This is a genomic window from Rhodoplanes sp. (genome assembly GCF_013377085.1).
Lineage (GTDB): Bacteria > Pseudomonadota > Alphaproteobacteria > Rhizobiales > Xanthobacteraceae > Rhodoplanes.
The window spans coordinates 64,913-80,742 of record NZ_JACAAX010000013.1 but is presented as its reverse complement, the minus strand read 5'-3'; the positions used below and the strand labels follow the sequence as shown (position 1 = coordinate 80,742).

Here is a 15,830-nt window from a genome sequence, read left to right as displayed (position 1 = left end):
TCGTCACTCCGCCGCGGTGAGCTGCTGCTTCTTCGGCTCGGCCGCGTGGATCTCGGCGATCTTGGTCTCGACGTGGCGTGAGAAGACGAACTCGGCCGGCCGCTGGCCTTCCAGAGAGATTTCCGGCGCCATCTCGCCCTCGGTGCGCACCCCGAACAGCGCCACCTTGAGGGCCGCGAACGGGTTGGTCATCGAGGCGTCGGCCGCGGTCGGCTCGTAGCCGCAATGCGCCATGCAGTCGGCGCACTTCTCGTAGCGGCCGGTGCCGTAGGAGTCCCAATCGGTGGTCTCCATCAGCTCCTTGAAGGTCTTGGTGTAGCCCTCGCCGACCAGATAGCAGGGCTTCTGCCAGCCGAAGATGTTGCGGGTGGCCATGCCCCAGGGCGAGCAGCGGAACTCCTGATTGCCGGCCAGGAAGTCGAGGAACAGGCCGGAATGCATGAACTGCCACTTCTTGCCCTTGCCGAGCGCGAACACCTTGCGGAACAGCTCCTTGGTGCGGCGACGGGCGAGGAAGTGCTGCTGGTCCGGGGCGCGCTCATAGGCGTAGCCGGGCGAGATCGACACGCCGACGCCGAGCTCCTCGGTGAAGTCCATGAAGGCCGCGATGTCCTCGGCCGGCATGCCCTCGAAGACGGTGGCGTTGACGTTGACGGCGAAGCCCTTCGCCTTGGCGGCCTTGATGGCGGACACGGCGCGGTCGAACGTGCCCTTCTGGCAGACCGAGCGGTCGTGATGATCCTTCAGGCCGTCGAGATGGACCGAGAAGAACAGGTAGGGCGACGGCTCGAACAGATCGAGCTTCTTCTCCAGGAGCAGCGCATTGGTGCACAGCGACACGAACTTCTTGCGCGCCACGATGCCGGCGACGATCTCGCCGATCTCCTTGTGGATCAGCGGCTCGCCGCCCGGGATGGCGACCATCGGGGCGCCGCACTCGTCGACGGCGGCCAGGCACTCGGCGACCGACATGCGCTGGTTGAGGATCGCTTCGGGGTAGTCGATCTTGCCGCAACCCGAGCAGGCCAGGTTGCAGCGGAACAGCGGCTCGAGCATCAGAACCAGCGGGTAACGCTTCCGTCCGAGCAGCTTCTGCTTCACGACGTACGCGCCAATACGCATTTCCTTGAAGAACGGTATTGCCATAGTGCCTGCTTTCCCGAACCTGCATGCGGACCTGCGGCGCCGCCACGGTATTTTGTGGCAATGCGGCAGAACGTCTGGTGTTAGTCGGAAGGCGCTCGCTGATCAAGCACACGCCGATTGCGTCGACGACCCATCCGGTCTCACCCGAGATCAATTCCAGGGCATTTGGGCCCCGCCGGGCGCGGCCACAACCACCCGCTCCGGCAGAATGTGCAGTGCGGCAGCGCGGCCGATGGTGTCCGGCCGCCCTGCCGGCGACCGCGCTTTCTACCGGCAAGACATTGATAATCCATGAGTTGAACCCGTCAACCCCTCCTTGCGTCAGCCGAGAGGGCCGCCCCGACACCGGGGAGGTGCCCGCCAGGCGGGGAGCCGGCTAGCCCATGGCGGGGTTGCCACCTCAATTCCGGCCTGTTTATGAAGGACATGCTCGGCGGCCCTACGGGGCCGCCCTTCGTCGTCGGTGCGGTGATGCGGCTGCGGATCGTCGAGATCGGCTCGACGTTCGGCTTGGCCGTCCAAGGCACGCGACATCATATTGGTCCGACCCCCACGTCCGGTTCCATGCTCGTTTCAACGATCGTCCGCACCGTTCGCGCCTGCATCCGGCACCCCAAGACCGTCATTGCGGTCTATCTGGTGCTGGCGGTCGTGTCCGGCGTCTACGCCGCACGCAACTTCGCGATCGACACCGACGTCAACAAGCTGATCTCGCCGGCACTCGACTGGCGCCAGCGCGAGCTCGACTTCGAGAAGTCGTTCCCGGGCCGCTTCGATTCCATCCTGGTGGTGGTCGATGCGCCGACCGCCGAGCTCGCCTCGCGGGCCGTCGCTACCCTGACCCCGCGTCTGAAAACCAACCAGACCGCGTTCCGCTCGGTCGAGGAGGCCGGCGGCGGGACGTTCTTCGCTCGCAACGGGCTGTTGTTCCAGTCGGTCGACGAGCTCGACGCCACCGTGAAGGGCCTTGCCCAGGCCGGCCCGCTGGTGCGCACGCTCGGCGGCGACCCGAGCCTGCGCGGCCTCGTGCAGGGGATGTCGCTCGTCCTTTCCGGCGTGCGCGGCAACCTGGTGTCGCTCGACGCCGCCGCCCCCGCCTTCAACCGCGCAGCCAGCACGGTGGAGACCGCACTCGCCGGCAAGCCCGCGACCTTCTCGTGGCAGGCCGTGATGACCGGCAAGAATCCGGCGCCCGAGGATCTGCGACGATTCATCATGGTGCGCCCGGTGCTCGATTATTCGGCGCTGGAGCCGGGCGCCGCCGCCTCGGCGGCGATCCGCGACGCCGCCCGCGATCTCGACCTCGCCGGCCAGTACCAGGCGCGGGTCCGCCTCACCGGACCTATCGCCATGGCGGACGAGGAATTCTCCACCATGCAGCACGGCGCCGTGCGCGACGCCGTCGCCACCATCGTGCTGGTGCTCGGCATCCTGTGGCTGGCGCTGCGCTCGGGGAAGCTGATCTTCGCCGTCTACGCCAACATGTTCGTCGGCCTGGCCATGACGGCCGCGATGGGCCTGCTGATGGTCGACGCGCTCAATCCGATCTCGGTCGCCTTCGCGGTGCTGTTCATCGGGCTCGGCGTCGACTTCGGCATTCAGTTCGCGGTGCGCTACCGGGCCGAGCGGCACGAGATCGACGACCTGAAGACCGCGCTGGTCGCCACCGCGCGCCGCATCGGTGCGCCGCTGACGCTGGCGGCGAGCGCCGTCGCGGCCGCCTTCCTGTCGTTCACGCCGACCGACTATTCGGGCATCTCCGAGCTTGGCAAGATCGCCGGCGTCGGCATGCTGATCGCACTGATCACCAGCGTCACGCTGCTGCCGGCCCTCCTGAAGGTGCTGAACCCGCCCGGCGAGCCGGCCGAGATCGGCTACCGGGCGCTGGCGCCGGTCGACCGCTTCCTCGAGCGCAACCGGCTGTGGGTGGTCGGCGGCACGGCCTTGGTGGCGCTGCTCGGTGCGCCGCTCCTCTACTTCCTCACCTTCGACTTCAACCCGATCAACCTGCGCAACAAGCATGTCGAGTCGGTCGCGACCCTGCTGGACCTGCGCGCGGACCCGAATGTCGGCGCCAACGCCATCGACGTGCTGATGCCGAACGCGGCCGAGGGCGCGGCGGCGGCCGAGAAGCTGAAGGCGCTGCCCGCGGTCGGCCGGGTGCTGACCGTCGCGAGCTTCGTGCCGTCCGATCAGGAGCAGAAGCTGGCGATGATCGACGGCCTCAAGAAGGTCTTGGGGCCGGCTCTGCAGCCCCGCATGATGCCGACGCCGACCGACGCCGACAACGTGGCGGCGCTCCGCCGCGGCAACGATATCCTCGGCCAGATCATCGTCGACCGCTCGGGACCGGGCGTCGACGCCGCCAAGCGGCTCGCCGCCGCGTTGGCGAAGCTCGCCGATGCCGACAAGGCGATGCGCGACAAGGTCGAGGCGGCCTTCATCGTGCCGCTCAAGACCGTGCTGGACGACTGGCGCAACCTGCTCGAGGCGCAGCCGGTCTCGGCCGACACGCTGCCGCCGGACCTGGTGCGCGAGTGGGTGACGGCGGACGGACGCGTGCGGGTCGAGGTGACGCCGAAGGGCGACCCGAACGACACCGACGTGCTGCGCACCTTCGCGCGCTCGATCCTGGCGCTCTATCCTGCCGCGACCGGCGCGCCGATCTCGATCCTGAAGTCGGGCGAGACCGTGGTGTCGGCCTTCGTCCATGCCGGCACCTACGCGCTCTTGTCGATCATGGTCCTGCTGTGGATCGTGCTGCGGCGGTTCGGCGACGTGCTGATGACCCTGGTGCCGCTGCTGCTCGCCGGCGTGCTGACGCTGGAGTTCTGCGTCATCATCGGCATGCCGATGAACTTCGCCAACATCATCGCCTTGCCGCTGCTGCTCGGCGTCGGTGTCGCGTTCAAGATCTACTACATCATGGCGTGGCGGGCCGGGCAGACCGGGCTCCTGCAGTCGAGCCTCACCCGGGCCGTGATCTGGAGCGCGCTCACCACGGCGACCGCGTTTGGCTCCTTGTGGATGTCGAGCCATCCGGGCACGTCCAGCATGGGCGAGCTCCTGGCCCTCTCGCTCATCACCACCATGTGCTTCGCGGTGCTGTTCCAGCCGGCCCTGATGGGGCCGCCGCGGGTGATCGTGAAGGAGGAGCCGGTGACGCGTGAGCCGGAGACGTCCACACGCGCCGACCACGTCTCGGCCGAGTGAGGATGCCGTCGTCGGCCGCCATCCCTCTCATTGCTGACGCCTCGCGAAGCGAAGCGATCCGAAATCCATAACTCCAGCCAGTGTCGATGGAGTCCGGGCGCGTGCCTTCGGCGCGTCCCGGAACGACCAGCAGGTGAAAGAAAAATGCCCGCCTCTCGGCGGGCATTTTACCGCGTGGCGGACGGGCGTCGGATCAGCGCGGAGCCGGAGCCGGGCGCGGGGCGCCGCCGCTGCGTGGCGCGGGCGCCGGAGGGTCGGCCACCGGCAGACCGGTCGCCTCGGAGACCGCCACGCAAAGATCCTTGACGGTCTCGAACGCCTTGGTGGCGCCGACCGCCGCCCCTGCGCCGGCGCCCGTGGTGCCCGGCCGGGCCGCCGGCGGCTTGGCACCGGCCGGCTTCTGGGTCGGCAGTGCCGCCGCCGTGCGGGTCCAGGTCTGGCCGCCGCACAGGAAGCCGAGCACGCAGCCCTGCAGCTCGAGCTGGTCGGGGGTCGTGAGCTTGATATTGGCCGTGTAGGTCTTGCCGTTCTGGGCGTTGTAGATTTCGCCGTCCCAGCGGTTGGGATTGGCCTGCTGCATGCCGAGCAGCAGCGGCATGCCGAGCGTCGGGCGCGCCCGCTTGGCCGGGTCCGGGTTGTACTGATCGGTGCCGCCCGGCTCCTTCTCCCAGGAGACGACGCCCCAGAGCTGGTTGCCGCAATTCTCGATGCGGACCTTCGCGACCCCGTCGGCAACCATCCACTCGCCGGTCGGCCCGGCCGGCTCGGCCGCCAAGGCGGGCGCCGCGGCCAGCAGGAGTCCTGCGAGAGCCAACCATCCGCTGCGGCCTGCACGCGTCGTTTCGATCATCGGTCGGCTCCAAACGGTGTTCGTGTCAGCGTCGATCGTACCGGCTTTCAACACGGCAAAATCGACGAAACCTTGGCGGGGCCGCCGGTTTCGGCGCCCCCCGGAGTCGTATTCGGCTCAGCCCGCGAAGCCGCCGCCGTCCAGAAAGGCCTGTTCCTCGGCGGTTGTCGCCCGCCCGAGCAGCACGTTCCGGTGCGGAAACCGGCCGAACTGCCGGATGATGTCGGCATGCACCTCGGCGTGATGCACCCCCTCGTCGTCGCCCACCGCCCGGCACAGGGCGACGCAGCGGTCCTGGTCGGCGAGGTTCTCGGAGTGCATCAAGGGCAGGTAGAAGAAGCGCCGGACGGGGTTTTCGAACGCGCGATCAAAGCCGCGGGCGACCGCCCTGTCGGCGACCGCGCGGGCGAGCGGATCGGCGGCAAAGGCCTGCGGCGAGCCGCGAAAGATGTTGCGCGGAAACTGGTCGACGACGAGGAGGAGCGCCAGCGCACCCTCGGCCGTCTCCTCCCAGGCGGCGAGCCGACCGGCGGCGGCAGCCTCGTAGGCACCGCCGAAGCGCCCCCGAATCTCGTCGTCGACGGAAAAATCCTTGACGAACCAGCGGTCCGCCCCGAGCCAGAGCCACCAGGCGATCACCGCGGCGGGGGTCGGCAGACCGGCGGACGGCGGGTCGGCGGACGGCAGGTCGGTCGGTTCAGCCATGGGCATCTACCGGTCGATGCCGCCGAACGGCACCAGCGGATTGTCGACGAGCGCGGCACGGTCCGGCCGGTCGGGGCCGACCGCCGACAGGAAGGCCGCGAACAATTCGCGAATGCGCGCCTCGGCGATGTCGCGGACAATCAGCACAAGGCGGGTGCGATGGTCGTCGTCCGGCCAGGCGGCGAGCTGCGCCGGCGGATGGAAGACGTGCTGCACCCCGTGGATCACCATCGGGCGGTCGGGCTCCTCGGCGAGCTTCACGACGCCCTTGAGGCGCAGCAGCTCGGGGCCGTGCACGGAGCGCAAGAGCTCGAGGAACATGTCGAAGGCCGCCGCCGGCAGGGCCTCGTCGGTCGCCAGCGTGAAGGCCCGGATATGGTCGTCGTGGCGGTTCGGGTCGTGAGCGTGGTGGTCGTGCCCGTGGCCGTGGTGCCCATGACCGTGGTGGTCGTGGCCATGGGGACGCGGGCGCGCCGCATAGGCCTCCTCGGCGAGCCAGCGCCGCACGTCCGCCGTCTTGGTGGCCGGGTCGTAGAGGCCGCAGTCGAACAGCCGATCGGGCGTCGCCTCGTCGACGGCGAGCCGCGGCGCCGCCGGGTTGAGCACCGCGAGGCGATCGAGCAGATCCTCGCAGGCGGCGCGCCGCTCGGGCGTGTCGAGCAGGTCGGCCTTGCTGATCACCAGCCGGTCGGCGACGGCCGCCTGCTTCACGGCCTCCGGATGGGCGTCGAGGGTCGCGGCGCCGTTGACGGCATCGACCACGGTCACCACGCCGTCGAGCCGGAAGCGCATCAGCAGATAGGGATGCACCATCGCGGTGTGGAGAATCGGCGCCGGATCGGCCAGTCCGGTGGTCTCCACCACCACGCGACTGAAGCGCACGCGCCCGTTGTCGAGGTCGCGCAGCAGGCCCTCCAGCGCCGTGACGAGGTCGCCCCGCACCGTGCAGCACAGGCAGCCGGTGGTCAGCATGACGACGCCGTCGCGCACCGGCTGGACCAGCAGGTGATCGAGGCCGATCTCGCCGAACTCGTTGATCAGCACGGCCGTGTCGGCGAGGGCCGGGTCGCGCACCAAGCGGTTGAGCAGCGTCGTCTTGCCGGCGCCGAGAAACCCGGTCAGCACGGTGAGCGGGATCGGCGGGAGAGGCCCGCGCGACCGCGAGTCGAACGCCTCGCTCATTGCGGCGAGGTGGCCGGCGGCTTGGCGGTCGTCGTCGTCGGCTTGGCGGCCGTGGTCGCGGGCTTGGCGCCGGCGACAACCGGCTTGGCGGCCGGCCGCACCTGCGGCACCGGCATGGCGCCGGCGCCCGACCCGCGCGATGGCAGCGCCACCAGCCCGTTGGGGGCCGGCTTCTTCTTGGCGAGCGCCCCGGCCTCGGGCTTGGCGGACGGCGTCACGATCCTGGCCCCCGACGAGGCGAGCGTCGGCGTCGCCCCCTGCTTGCGGGCGGGGCCGATATAGACGTCGATGGGCGGTCCGACCGCAATGGTCTGTCCGACCAGGCTCGACGGTTTCGGCCCGGCCGCACTCTTGGCGCCGCCGCCGAACAGCAGCGCCTGCACGCTGCCCGGCTCGCCGCTGCCGGTTCCCGTCCCGTTGCCGGCGACCTCCTCCTCGTCCGCCTCCTCGGCGGCCGGTCGGCGGCGGTGCTTGCCGCACATCTCCTCCCGCAGATTCGGCGGCTCGGCCTCGACGGCGGGCAGCGACTCGACCGTGCCGTAGGCCGGCATCAGCCAGTTCAGCCCGGCGTTGTTGAAGGCGTTCTCGAAAAGGAATGCCGCCTTGGCGGCCCGCACGGCCGACGAGGGCGCCCCCATCACGACCGCGATCAGGCGGCGACCGTCGCGGGTCGCGCTCGCCACCACGTTGAAGCCGGAGGCGCAGATGAAGCCGGTCTTCATGCCGTCGGCGCCCGGATAGCGAACCAGCATCGAGTTGGTGTTGTGGATGATCCGCTTACCGAACCGGATTGCGGCGATGCCCCAATAGCCCTCGTATTCGGGGAACTCGCGCAGCAGCGCGCGGGCCAGAATCGCCATGTCGCGGGCCGAGGTGATCTGGCCGTCGGCCGGCAGCCCGTTCGGATTGACCCAGCTCGACTGGGTCATGCCGAGCCGCCGAGAGGCGGCGTTCATCTCGTCGGAAAACCGCTCGACCGAGCCCGACACGCCTTCGGCCAGCACCACGGCGATGTCGTTCGCCGAGCGCACCAGCATCATCTTGAGGGCGTTGTCGACCGTCACCTGGGTTCCGGTCTTGAACCCCATCTTGGTCGGCTGCTGGGCGAGCGCATTGGGCGACACGGTGAATACCGTATCGAGCGTGATTCGCCCCTCCTTGATGGCCCGCAGCGTGACATAGGCCGTCATCAGCTTGGTGACGGACGCCGGATACCAGGGATGGGTGGCGTTCTCCGCCTTCAGCACCTTGCCGCTGTCGGCCTCGATCAGCAGCAGCGCCTCTCCGGAGGCCCTCGCATCGACCGAGGCGACCATGAGCGCGAGGCCGACGACGGCCGGAAGAGCGACGAGCGGAAAGGACACGCGCATCGAGGACTCCAGCTCCGTTGGCAAGGATCACGCCCGGGCGTCCACGGGCGGGCACCTATGTAAGCCGATCGGGCCCATGAACGCAAAGGCCGGGGGGCCTGACCGATCCGGGACAGCCAAGGGCCAGGAAAACGTCCAAAGTTCGACGCGGGCCGGCGGCCGTCGCTTTGGCCGGTCACTCGCTCCCGCCATGGCAGGTCTGTGCCAGGACGGGGCCGCAGCGGCTTGCATCCCCGGCCCGAAGCAGAAAAAATCGAAATTCTCGGATCGACCCCCGCCAAGCAGACACCGAAAGAGAGGCGCGCATGACGATCCACCAGCCGCAATTCGCCCGGGGTATGTTCGTCGACGGCGATTATGTCGATGCCGCCGCCGGCAAGACGCTCCCGGTCGAGAACCCCAAGAACGGCGAGATCATCGGCGTGGTCGCCGACGGCGACGCGACCGACATCGAAGCCGCCGTCCAGGCGGCCGAGCGCGCCTTTACGACCTGGGGCGACACCACCGGAGCCGAGCGCGCCGACATCATGGAGCGGGCCGCCCAAATCCTGCGGCGCCGCCTGCCCGAATTCGTCAGCCTGGAGATCGACCAGATCGGCCGCTGCCGCCGCGAGATGGCGGCCCAACTCTCGCGCGTGCCCGAATGGTTCAGCTATTTCGGCGCCGTCGCCCGCACCCACGAGGACACGGTGCCGCCGTTCGGCCGCACCCACCTCAACTACACGCGCCGGGTTCCGATCGGCGTGGTCGGTCACGTGACGCCGTGGAACCACCCGATCCTGATCCTGACCAAGAAGATCGCGCCCGCCATGGCGGCCGGCAACACCATGGTGGTGAAACCCTCCGAGATCGCGCCGATCACGCCACTGATGCTGGGCGAGGTGTTCAAGGAGGCCGGCCTGCCCAACGGCGTCTACAACGTGGTGCCGGGATACGGGCCGACCACCGGCCTGGCGTTGACGTCGCATCCGCGCATCCGAAAGATCGACCTGACGGGCGGCACCGCCACGGGCCGGGTGATCGCCGAGATGGCCGGCAAGAACCTCATTCCCTTCACGGCCGAGCTCGGCGGCAAGGCGTCGCTGGTGATGTTCCCCGACACCCCGGTCGAGCGCTGCGTCGCCGCGACGCTGTTCGCCTCGTTCGTCGCGACGGGCCAGACCTGCGTGCAGGGCTCGCGCCTCGTGGTGCACCGCTCGATCCACGACCGGGTGGTGGCGGAGCTTTCGCGCCGCGCCGACCTGATTCGGCTCGGCGACCCGCAGGATCCGGCGACGCAGCTCGGCCCGCTGTCGTCCAAGCGGCAGCGCGACACCGTCGAGCGCTACGTCAAGATCGGCCTCGACGAGGGCGCGACGCTCGCGGCCGGCGGCAAGCGGCCGGACGGCGAAGCGTTTTCCCGCGGCTACTATTATCGCCCGACCGTGTTCACGGACGTGAAGAACGAGATGCGCATCGCCCAGGAGGAGATTTTCGGCCCCGTCGTGGTGGTGATCCCGTTCGACACCGAGGAGGAGGCGATCGCACTCGCCAACGGCACCGAGTTCGGTCTCGGCACCAGCGTGTGGACCAAGGACGTCGCCCGGGCTCACCGAGTCGCCCACGCGATCCGGGCCGGCATCGTGTGGATCAACGACCATCATCGCATCGATCCGGCCTCGCCGTGGGGCGGCTTCAAGATGAGCGGGCTGGGCCGCGAGAACGGCCTGATCGCCTATGACGAGTACACCCAGATACAGAGCGTCATCGTCAACCTGTCGGACGCGGCGTTCGACTGGTACTCCGACGACGGGGGCGAGAAGCGTTACTCCTGATCGGGCTACTCCGTCTTTAGTCCGAGTTCCTGGGCACGCGGAGCCCCGGATTGCCGGTCGGGTCGGCCGCGGAAACCCGCGGTCGGGTCATAAAATGTCTGCAGAACGCGCTGCAGGAGCGGAAAACGCCGCACTGCAGCGCGTGAACTGACCTAAATCAAATTTATGGCCGGAAAGATTTGGCACGCTCTTGCGATCGACCCCAGGAGCGAGGCCGATCGAGCGCACGACACCGAGGCAAAGCAGGTTCCTCATGACCAACATCCCGACCGAGCTTCTGCGTACGCTGCTCACGGTGGTCGATCTGCGCAGCTTCACCAAGGCGGCGCAAAAGCTGGGCGTCACCCAGCCGGCCGTCAGCGCCCAGATCAAGCGGCTGCAGTTCCTCCTGGGATTCGACCTCCTCGACAAGAGCGCCCCGGGCGTGAGCCTGACCGAGAAGGGCGGCTGCGTCGTCAGCCAGGCGCGCCGCCTGCTCGCCATCAACGACCAGATCGTCTCGCTGGCGCGCGGCAACGGCCGCAGCCGGCTCTTGCGGTTCGGCCTGCCGGGCGACTTCGTCGGGCTGCCGCTGTGGCAGAGCCTCGCGGCGTTCCGGGCTCGCTGGCCGGATGTGCGGCTGCACATGAAGACCTGCTGCAGCAGCACGCTGCTGCACGAGCTGGAGATGGGCGATATCGATGTCGTCGTGGCGATGACGAGCCCGCAGCCGCACGAGATGGCGAGCCATCACTGGCGCGAGGATCTGGTCTGGGTGCGCGGCCCGATGGCGCCGATCAATCCGACGCAGCCGCTGCCGCTGGTCAGCCGCGGCGAGAACTGCATGTTCCACCGCCATATGGTGGCCGCGCTGGAAGCGGCCGGCCGCAGCTTCGAGATCGTCTTCATGGCCGGCCATGTGGACGAGCTGAGCCGCGCCGTCGCGGCCGGGCTGGGCCTCACCGCCCTCACCCGCACGCTCGCCGACCCGGCGCTGATCTGCGACGACCCGAGCCTGCCCAAGCTCGCCGACCTTGCCTGCAGCATCTGTGTCGGCACCGACACCGAGCCGGCCGTGCGCGACGACCTGGTCGCCCTGCTGGCCGAGACCCTGAATCCGCGTCCGGCCACCAAGCCGGTCATCGCCGAAACGCGGCCACGACCGACCATGCAGTCGGTGGCCTGAGGCGGGACCGTACGACGCCCTTCCGAAACCTCACGGCGGCATGCGGTCTGCCTTCGGCGGCAGGTAGGACGGCTCGAACACGTCGACCGCCTTCGACTTGGCACGGAACTCGTAGCTGAACGCAAGCTGATCGATCGCGCGGGCGAACCGCGCCGGCTCGATCGTGCCGAACCCGTTGGCCCGGACTTCCGAGGTGAGAATGTTGCCCTTCAGGGCCATCTCGAGCCGCTCGAGCTCGCGGGCGCGCGGCTGACCGTCGATCCGCTTGACGACGACCTCGACGGCCCGGCCGGGGTCGCGCACCGTGTCCTTCAGCGCCTCGACGAAGGCCCGCAGGAAGGCCCGCACGGTGTCGCCGCGCTCCGCCGCGAGCCGCGGACTGGCGATGATGGCCTGGCCGTAGAGCTCGACCCCGTAGTCCGCCATCGGTAGGACCGCAATGTCGTCGGCCGGCACGCCGCGCGCCGTGAGGTCGATGGCCGTGAAGGTGGTGGCACTGATCGCATCGACCTGGCCGGCCGCCAGCATCGGCTCGCGCACCGGCAGCGCCACCGTCTCCAGTCGCAGCCGCGCCGCATCGATGTCGTTGAGCCTTGCGAAGATGCGAAAATAGGCGAGCGAGCCGTCGGCCGCGGAGGCGCCGACGCGCTTGCCGTCGAGATCCCGCGGGCCGTTGATGCCGCGGCTGCGCCGCGCCAGCACGGCGAAGGCCGGGCGGTTGTAGACCATGAACACGGCCGGCATCGCGACACCCGGATTCTGGTCGCGGTACCGGATCAGGGCGTTGATGTCGACGACGCCGAGGTCGTAGGTGCCGGACGCCACACGGGTCAGCGTCTCATGTGGGCCGGCCGCCGGATCGATCGAGACGTCGAGCCCCTCGGCCTTGAGGTAGCCCCGGTCGAGCGCCAGCAGGTAGGGTGTCGCCTCGCCGTCGATGCGCCCGTCGAGCGAGAACTTCAGGAAGGGCTGGGCAGCCGCCGGCACACCGGTGGACAACGCGGCCGCCAGCGCGAGGAGCGGACACAGGCACCGCAGGAGCCCGCGGATCGTCATTGTTCTTGCCCTTTTGCGGTCTCGCCGCCTCGCTTTGCCGGCGCCGTCGGGACGATGCCACAAGGGCGCCCGAACCGCGCGGGATTTTGCTTCGGTCGGCGACGCCGCCGCTCGACACTGTGTCGCAGCGGCGACCTGCGCCGTTCATGGCGGCAGCGCGGTGGATCAGGGCCTGTCCAGGAGGTCGCGATGACGGCAGCGCCAGGACACGAAGCAGCCGGCGGGGCGGCAGGCCGGCCGGCGCCGTTCCGCGCCCCCTATGGGCCGCCCGACGAGGCGCTGGCGGCGCGGTTCCTGGCCGAGCCGGGCCTCGATGCCGCGGCCGAGGCGAGGGTCGACGCACGCGCCACCCGCCTGGTCGAGGCCGTGCGCCGGCGCCCCGCCGGCATCGGCGGCATCGACGACCTGCTGCAGGAATACGCCCTTTCGACCCGCGAAGGGCTCGCCCTGATGGTGCTCGCCGAGGCCCTGCTGCGGGTGCCGGACGACGCCACCGCCGACCGGCTGATCGAGGATCGGCTGCGTGCCGCCGACTTCGCCCACCATGCCGGCCGGTCCGGGACGCTGGTGGGCGCGGCCGGCGCCTGGGCGCTCGGCCTCTCGGCCCGGGTCGTCGCCGCGGGCGAGCCGCCGCACTCCGTGCTCACCGGCCTGGTCGGCCGGCTCGGCCGCCCGGCCGTGCGCGCCGCGGTCCGGCAGGCGATAAAGCTGCTCGGCTCGCATTTCGTGCTGGGCGAGACCATTGCCGAGGCGATCGGCCGGGCCGAGCGCCACCCCCGGGTGCGGCACTCCTTCGACATGCTGGGCGAAGGCGCCCGCACGGCGGCCGACGCCGACCGCTATGCCGCGAACTATGCCGCCTCGCTCGCCGGCATCGCAACGCACCGGTATGCCGCGCGCGGCGACGGCCGGCCGAGCCTGTCCGTCAAGCTTTCGGCGCTGCATCCGCGCTACGAAGCGGTTTCGCACGGCCGCGTCGTGGCGGAGCTCGTCCCGCGCCTCGCCGATCTCGCCTGCGCCGCAAGAGCGCACGACATCGGCCTGACCATCGACGCCGAGGAGGCCGACCGGCTGGAGCTGTCGCTCGACCTGTTCGGCCGGGTTCTGGCGGACCCGGCGCTGGCCGGCTGGGGCGGGCTCGGCCTCGCCGTGCAGGCCTACCAGAAGCGCGCCGGCGCCGTGATCGCCTGGCTCGCCGACCTCGCCGCCCGGCACGGCACAAGCATTCCGGTGCGGCTGGTGAAGGGGGCCTACTGGGACACCGAGATCAAGCGGGCGCAGGAGCGCGGCCTGGCCGACTATCCGGTGTTCACCCGCAAGGCGATGACCGACCTCTCCTATGTCTCCTGCGCCCGCGCCCTGCTGGCGGCGCGCCCACACCTCTGGCCGCAGATCGCCACCCACAACGCCCTGACGATCGCCACCGTGATCGAGATCGCCGGCGGCACCGAGGGCTACGAGCTCCAGCGGCTGCACGGCATGGGCGAGGCGCTCCATGCGGCGCTGCTGACCGAGGAGACGACGGCGACCTGCCGGGTCTATGCGCCGGTCGGCGAGCATCGCGACCTGCTCGCCTATCTGGTGCGACGGCTGCTGGAAAACGGTGCCAACTCCTCCTTCGTGTCGCTCGCGGCCGACCCCGCCGTGCCGATCGCCACCGTGCTGCGACGCCCGCAGGCCGTGATCGCAACGCCGGACCGCGCCCGCCATCCCCGCCTGGCGCTGCCTTGTGGTCTCTACCCCGACCGCCGGGGCGCAGAAGGCATCGAGCTCGGCCATGCCGACAGCCTGGCGGCGCTTCAGGCCGAGATCCGCTTGCCCGACGCGCCCATGGCAGCGCCGCTGGTCGATGGCCTCGCGCTGCCGGGCCACGAGCGCGCCGTGACCTCGCCGATCGACGGCGCCCCGCTCGGCCGCGTCACCGAGGCCGACGCGGCGCTGGTGATCGCCGCCATGGCGGCGGCCGAAGCGGGCTTTGCATCCTGGGACGCGACGCCGGTCGATGCCCGCGCCGATGCGCTGATGCGCGCCGCCGACGCCATCGCGGCCGACCGCGGACCGCTGATCGCGCTTCTTCAGGCGGAAGGCGGCAAGACCCTCGACGACGCGATCGCCGAGATCCGCGAGACGGTCGACCTCTGCCGCTATTACGCGGCACAGGCGCGCCGCGCGCTCGTGCCGGAGGCCCTGCCCGGCCCCACCGGCGAATCGAATACCCTGCGCTATCGCGGCCGCGGCGTTTTCGCGTGTATCAGTCCGTGGAATTTTCCGCTGGCGATTTTCACCGGCCAGGTCGCCGCCGCGCTCGCCGCCGGCAATGCCGTGGTGGCGAAGCCGGCCGAGCAGACCCCGCTGGTCGCCGCCCGCGTCGTGCGGCTGCTGCACTTGGCAGGGATCCCGAAGACCGCGCTGCATCTTCTGCCCGGCGATGGCGCGGTCGGTGCCCTGGTGGTGCGCGATCCGCGGCTCGCCGGCGTCGCCTTCACGGGCTCGACCGCGGTGGCGCGGTCGATCGCCCGCGTGCGCGCCGAGCAGGACGGCGCGCTCCTCCCGATGATCGCCGAGACGGGCGGCATCAATGCGTTGATCGCCGACGCCACCGCGTTGCCCGAGCAGCTCGTCGACGACGTCATCACCTCGGCGTTCCGCTCCGCCGGCCAGCGCTGCTCGGCCCTGCGACTACTGTGCGTACAGGACGACATCGCCGACGCCGTGACCGAGATGATCGTCGGCGCGGCCCGCGAGCTTTTGGTCGGCGACCCGCGCGACCCGGCGACCCATGTCGGACCGGTGATCGACGCCGATGCGCGCGAAAAGCTGACGGCCTGGCTCGCCGAGATGGAGCGGCAGGGAAGCGTCGTCTACCGGGCCGACCAGGACCGACTGCTGCCCCGGCGCGGGTTTTACGTGCCGCCCGCGATCGTCGCGCTCGACCGCGCCCACGACCTGAGGGAGGAGGTGTTCGGCCCGATCCTCCATCTGGTGCGCTGGCGTGCCGACGCGTTCGACGAGCTCCTTGACGACATTGCCGGCAACGGCACGCGCCTGACGCTCGGCCTCCATTCGCGCATCGGCACGACGGCCGAACAGGTGACGACACGGCTGTCGCACGGCAATGTCTACGTCAACCGCAACATGATCGGCGCCGTCGTCGGCACCCAGCCGTTCGGCGGCAGCGGCCTCTCCGGCACCGGGCCGAAGGCGGGCGGGCCGAACTATCTGCGCCGCTTCGCGGTCGAGCAGACCGTGACGATCAACACCGCCGCGGCCGGCGGCAACGCCGCCCTGCTGGCCGAGAAGGAGGAGTGATTTCGCTGGTCATTCCGGGG

At 70.1% G+C, this 15,830-nt stretch carries 11 protein-coding genes; 4 read left to right on the top strand and 7 right to left on the bottom strand.

Going from position 1 to position 15,830, the window contains the following annotated elements:
- Positions 1–3: 3 nt before the first annotated feature.
- A complete protein-coding gene (gene hpnH / locus HXX10_RS11695; protein WP_296522391.1) occupies positions 4–1,146 on the bottom strand; it encodes an adenosyl-hopene transferase HpnH in 1,143 nt (380 codons plus the stop codon).
- A gap of 564 nt (positions 1,147–1,710) precedes the next feature.
- Between hpnH and HXX10_RS11690 the strand changes: the two genes are divergently transcribed.
- Positions 1,711–4,359, top strand: coding sequence for an MMPL family transporter (locus HXX10_RS11690; protein ID WP_296522388.1), 2,649 nt, complete (start codon positions 1,711–1,713; stop codon positions 4,357–4,359).
- Between the two features lie 193 nt (positions 4,360–4,552).
- Here the strand turns inward: HXX10_RS11690 and HXX10_RS11685 are convergent, their stop codons facing one another.
- The 4 genes from HXX10_RS11685 to HXX10_RS11670 form a co-directional block, all read right to left on the bottom strand.
- Positions 4,553–5,209 carry a DUF2147 domain-containing protein gene (locus HXX10_RS11685; RefSeq protein ID WP_296522387.1) on the bottom strand — a complete coding sequence of 219 codons (657 nt, stop codon included), beginning with the start codon at positions 5,207–5,209 and terminating at the stop codon, positions 4,553–4,555.
- Positions 5,210–5,326: 117 nt separating this feature from the next.
- Positions 5,327–5,914, bottom strand: coding sequence for a DUF924 family protein (locus HXX10_RS11680; protein ID WP_296522385.1), 588 nt, complete (start codon positions 5,912–5,914; stop codon positions 5,327–5,329).
- A 6-nt stretch (positions 5,915–5,920) separates the two neighbouring features.
- Positions 5,921–7,096, bottom strand: coding sequence for a GTP-binding protein (locus HXX10_RS11675; protein ID WP_296522384.1), 1,176 nt, complete (start codon positions 7,094–7,096; stop codon positions 5,921–5,923).
- Positions 7,093–8,466 (bottom strand): D-alanyl-D-alanine carboxypeptidase family protein, encoded by a 1,374-nt coding sequence (locus tag HXX10_RS11670; RefSeq protein WP_367141964.1) that lies wholly within the window; start codon positions 8,464–8,466, stop codon positions 7,093–7,095. Before HXX10_RS11670 ends, HXX10_RS11675 begins: the two co-directional genes overlap by 4 nt.
- Positions 8,467–8,771: 305 nt before the next feature.
- Here HXX10_RS11670 and HXX10_RS11665 point away from each other — a divergent pair, with 305 nt between their 5' ends.
- Positions 8,772–10,280 (top strand): aldehyde dehydrogenase, encoded by a 1,509-nt coding sequence (locus HXX10_RS11665; RefSeq protein ID WP_296522383.1) that lies wholly within the window; start codon positions 8,772–8,774, stop codon positions 10,278–10,280.
- Between the two features lie 87 nt (positions 10,281–10,367).
- Here HXX10_RS11665 and HXX10_RS11660 read toward each other — a convergent pair whose 3' ends face one another.
- Positions 10,368–10,535 carry a hypothetical protein gene (locus HXX10_RS11660; RefSeq protein WP_296522382.1) on the bottom strand — a complete coding sequence of 56 codons (168 nt, stop codon included), beginning with the start codon at positions 10,533–10,535 and terminating at the stop codon, positions 10,368–10,370.
- On the opposite strand from HXX10_RS11660, the gene HXX10_RS11655 reads away from it, so the two are divergent.
- Positions 10,534–11,445 carry a LysR family transcriptional regulator gene (locus HXX10_RS11655; RefSeq protein ID WP_296522381.1) on the top strand — a complete coding sequence of 304 codons (912 nt, stop codon included), beginning with the start codon at positions 10,534–10,536 and terminating at the stop codon, positions 11,443–11,445. The two genes, HXX10_RS11660 and HXX10_RS11655, sit on opposite strands and share 2 nt — an antisense overlap.
- 30 nt (positions 11,446–11,475) lie before the next feature.
- On the opposite strand, the gene HXX10_RS11650 is transcribed toward HXX10_RS11655, so the two are convergent.
- A complete protein-coding gene (locus tag HXX10_RS11650; protein ID WP_296522380.1) occupies positions 11,476–12,501 on the bottom strand; it encodes an ABC transporter substrate-binding protein in 1,026 nt (341 codons plus the stop codon).
- A 189-nt stretch (positions 12,502–12,690) separates the two neighbouring features.
- Between HXX10_RS11650 and putA the strand changes: the two genes are divergently transcribed.
- Positions 12,691–15,810, top strand: a complete 3,120-nt coding sequence (gene putA, locus HXX10_RS11645) for a bifunctional proline dehydrogenase/L-glutamate gamma-semialdehyde dehydrogenase PutA (RefSeq protein ID WP_296522378.1) — start codon at positions 12,691–12,693, stop codon at positions 15,808–15,810.
- The last annotated feature ends 20 nt before the right edge of the window (positions 15,811–15,830 follow it).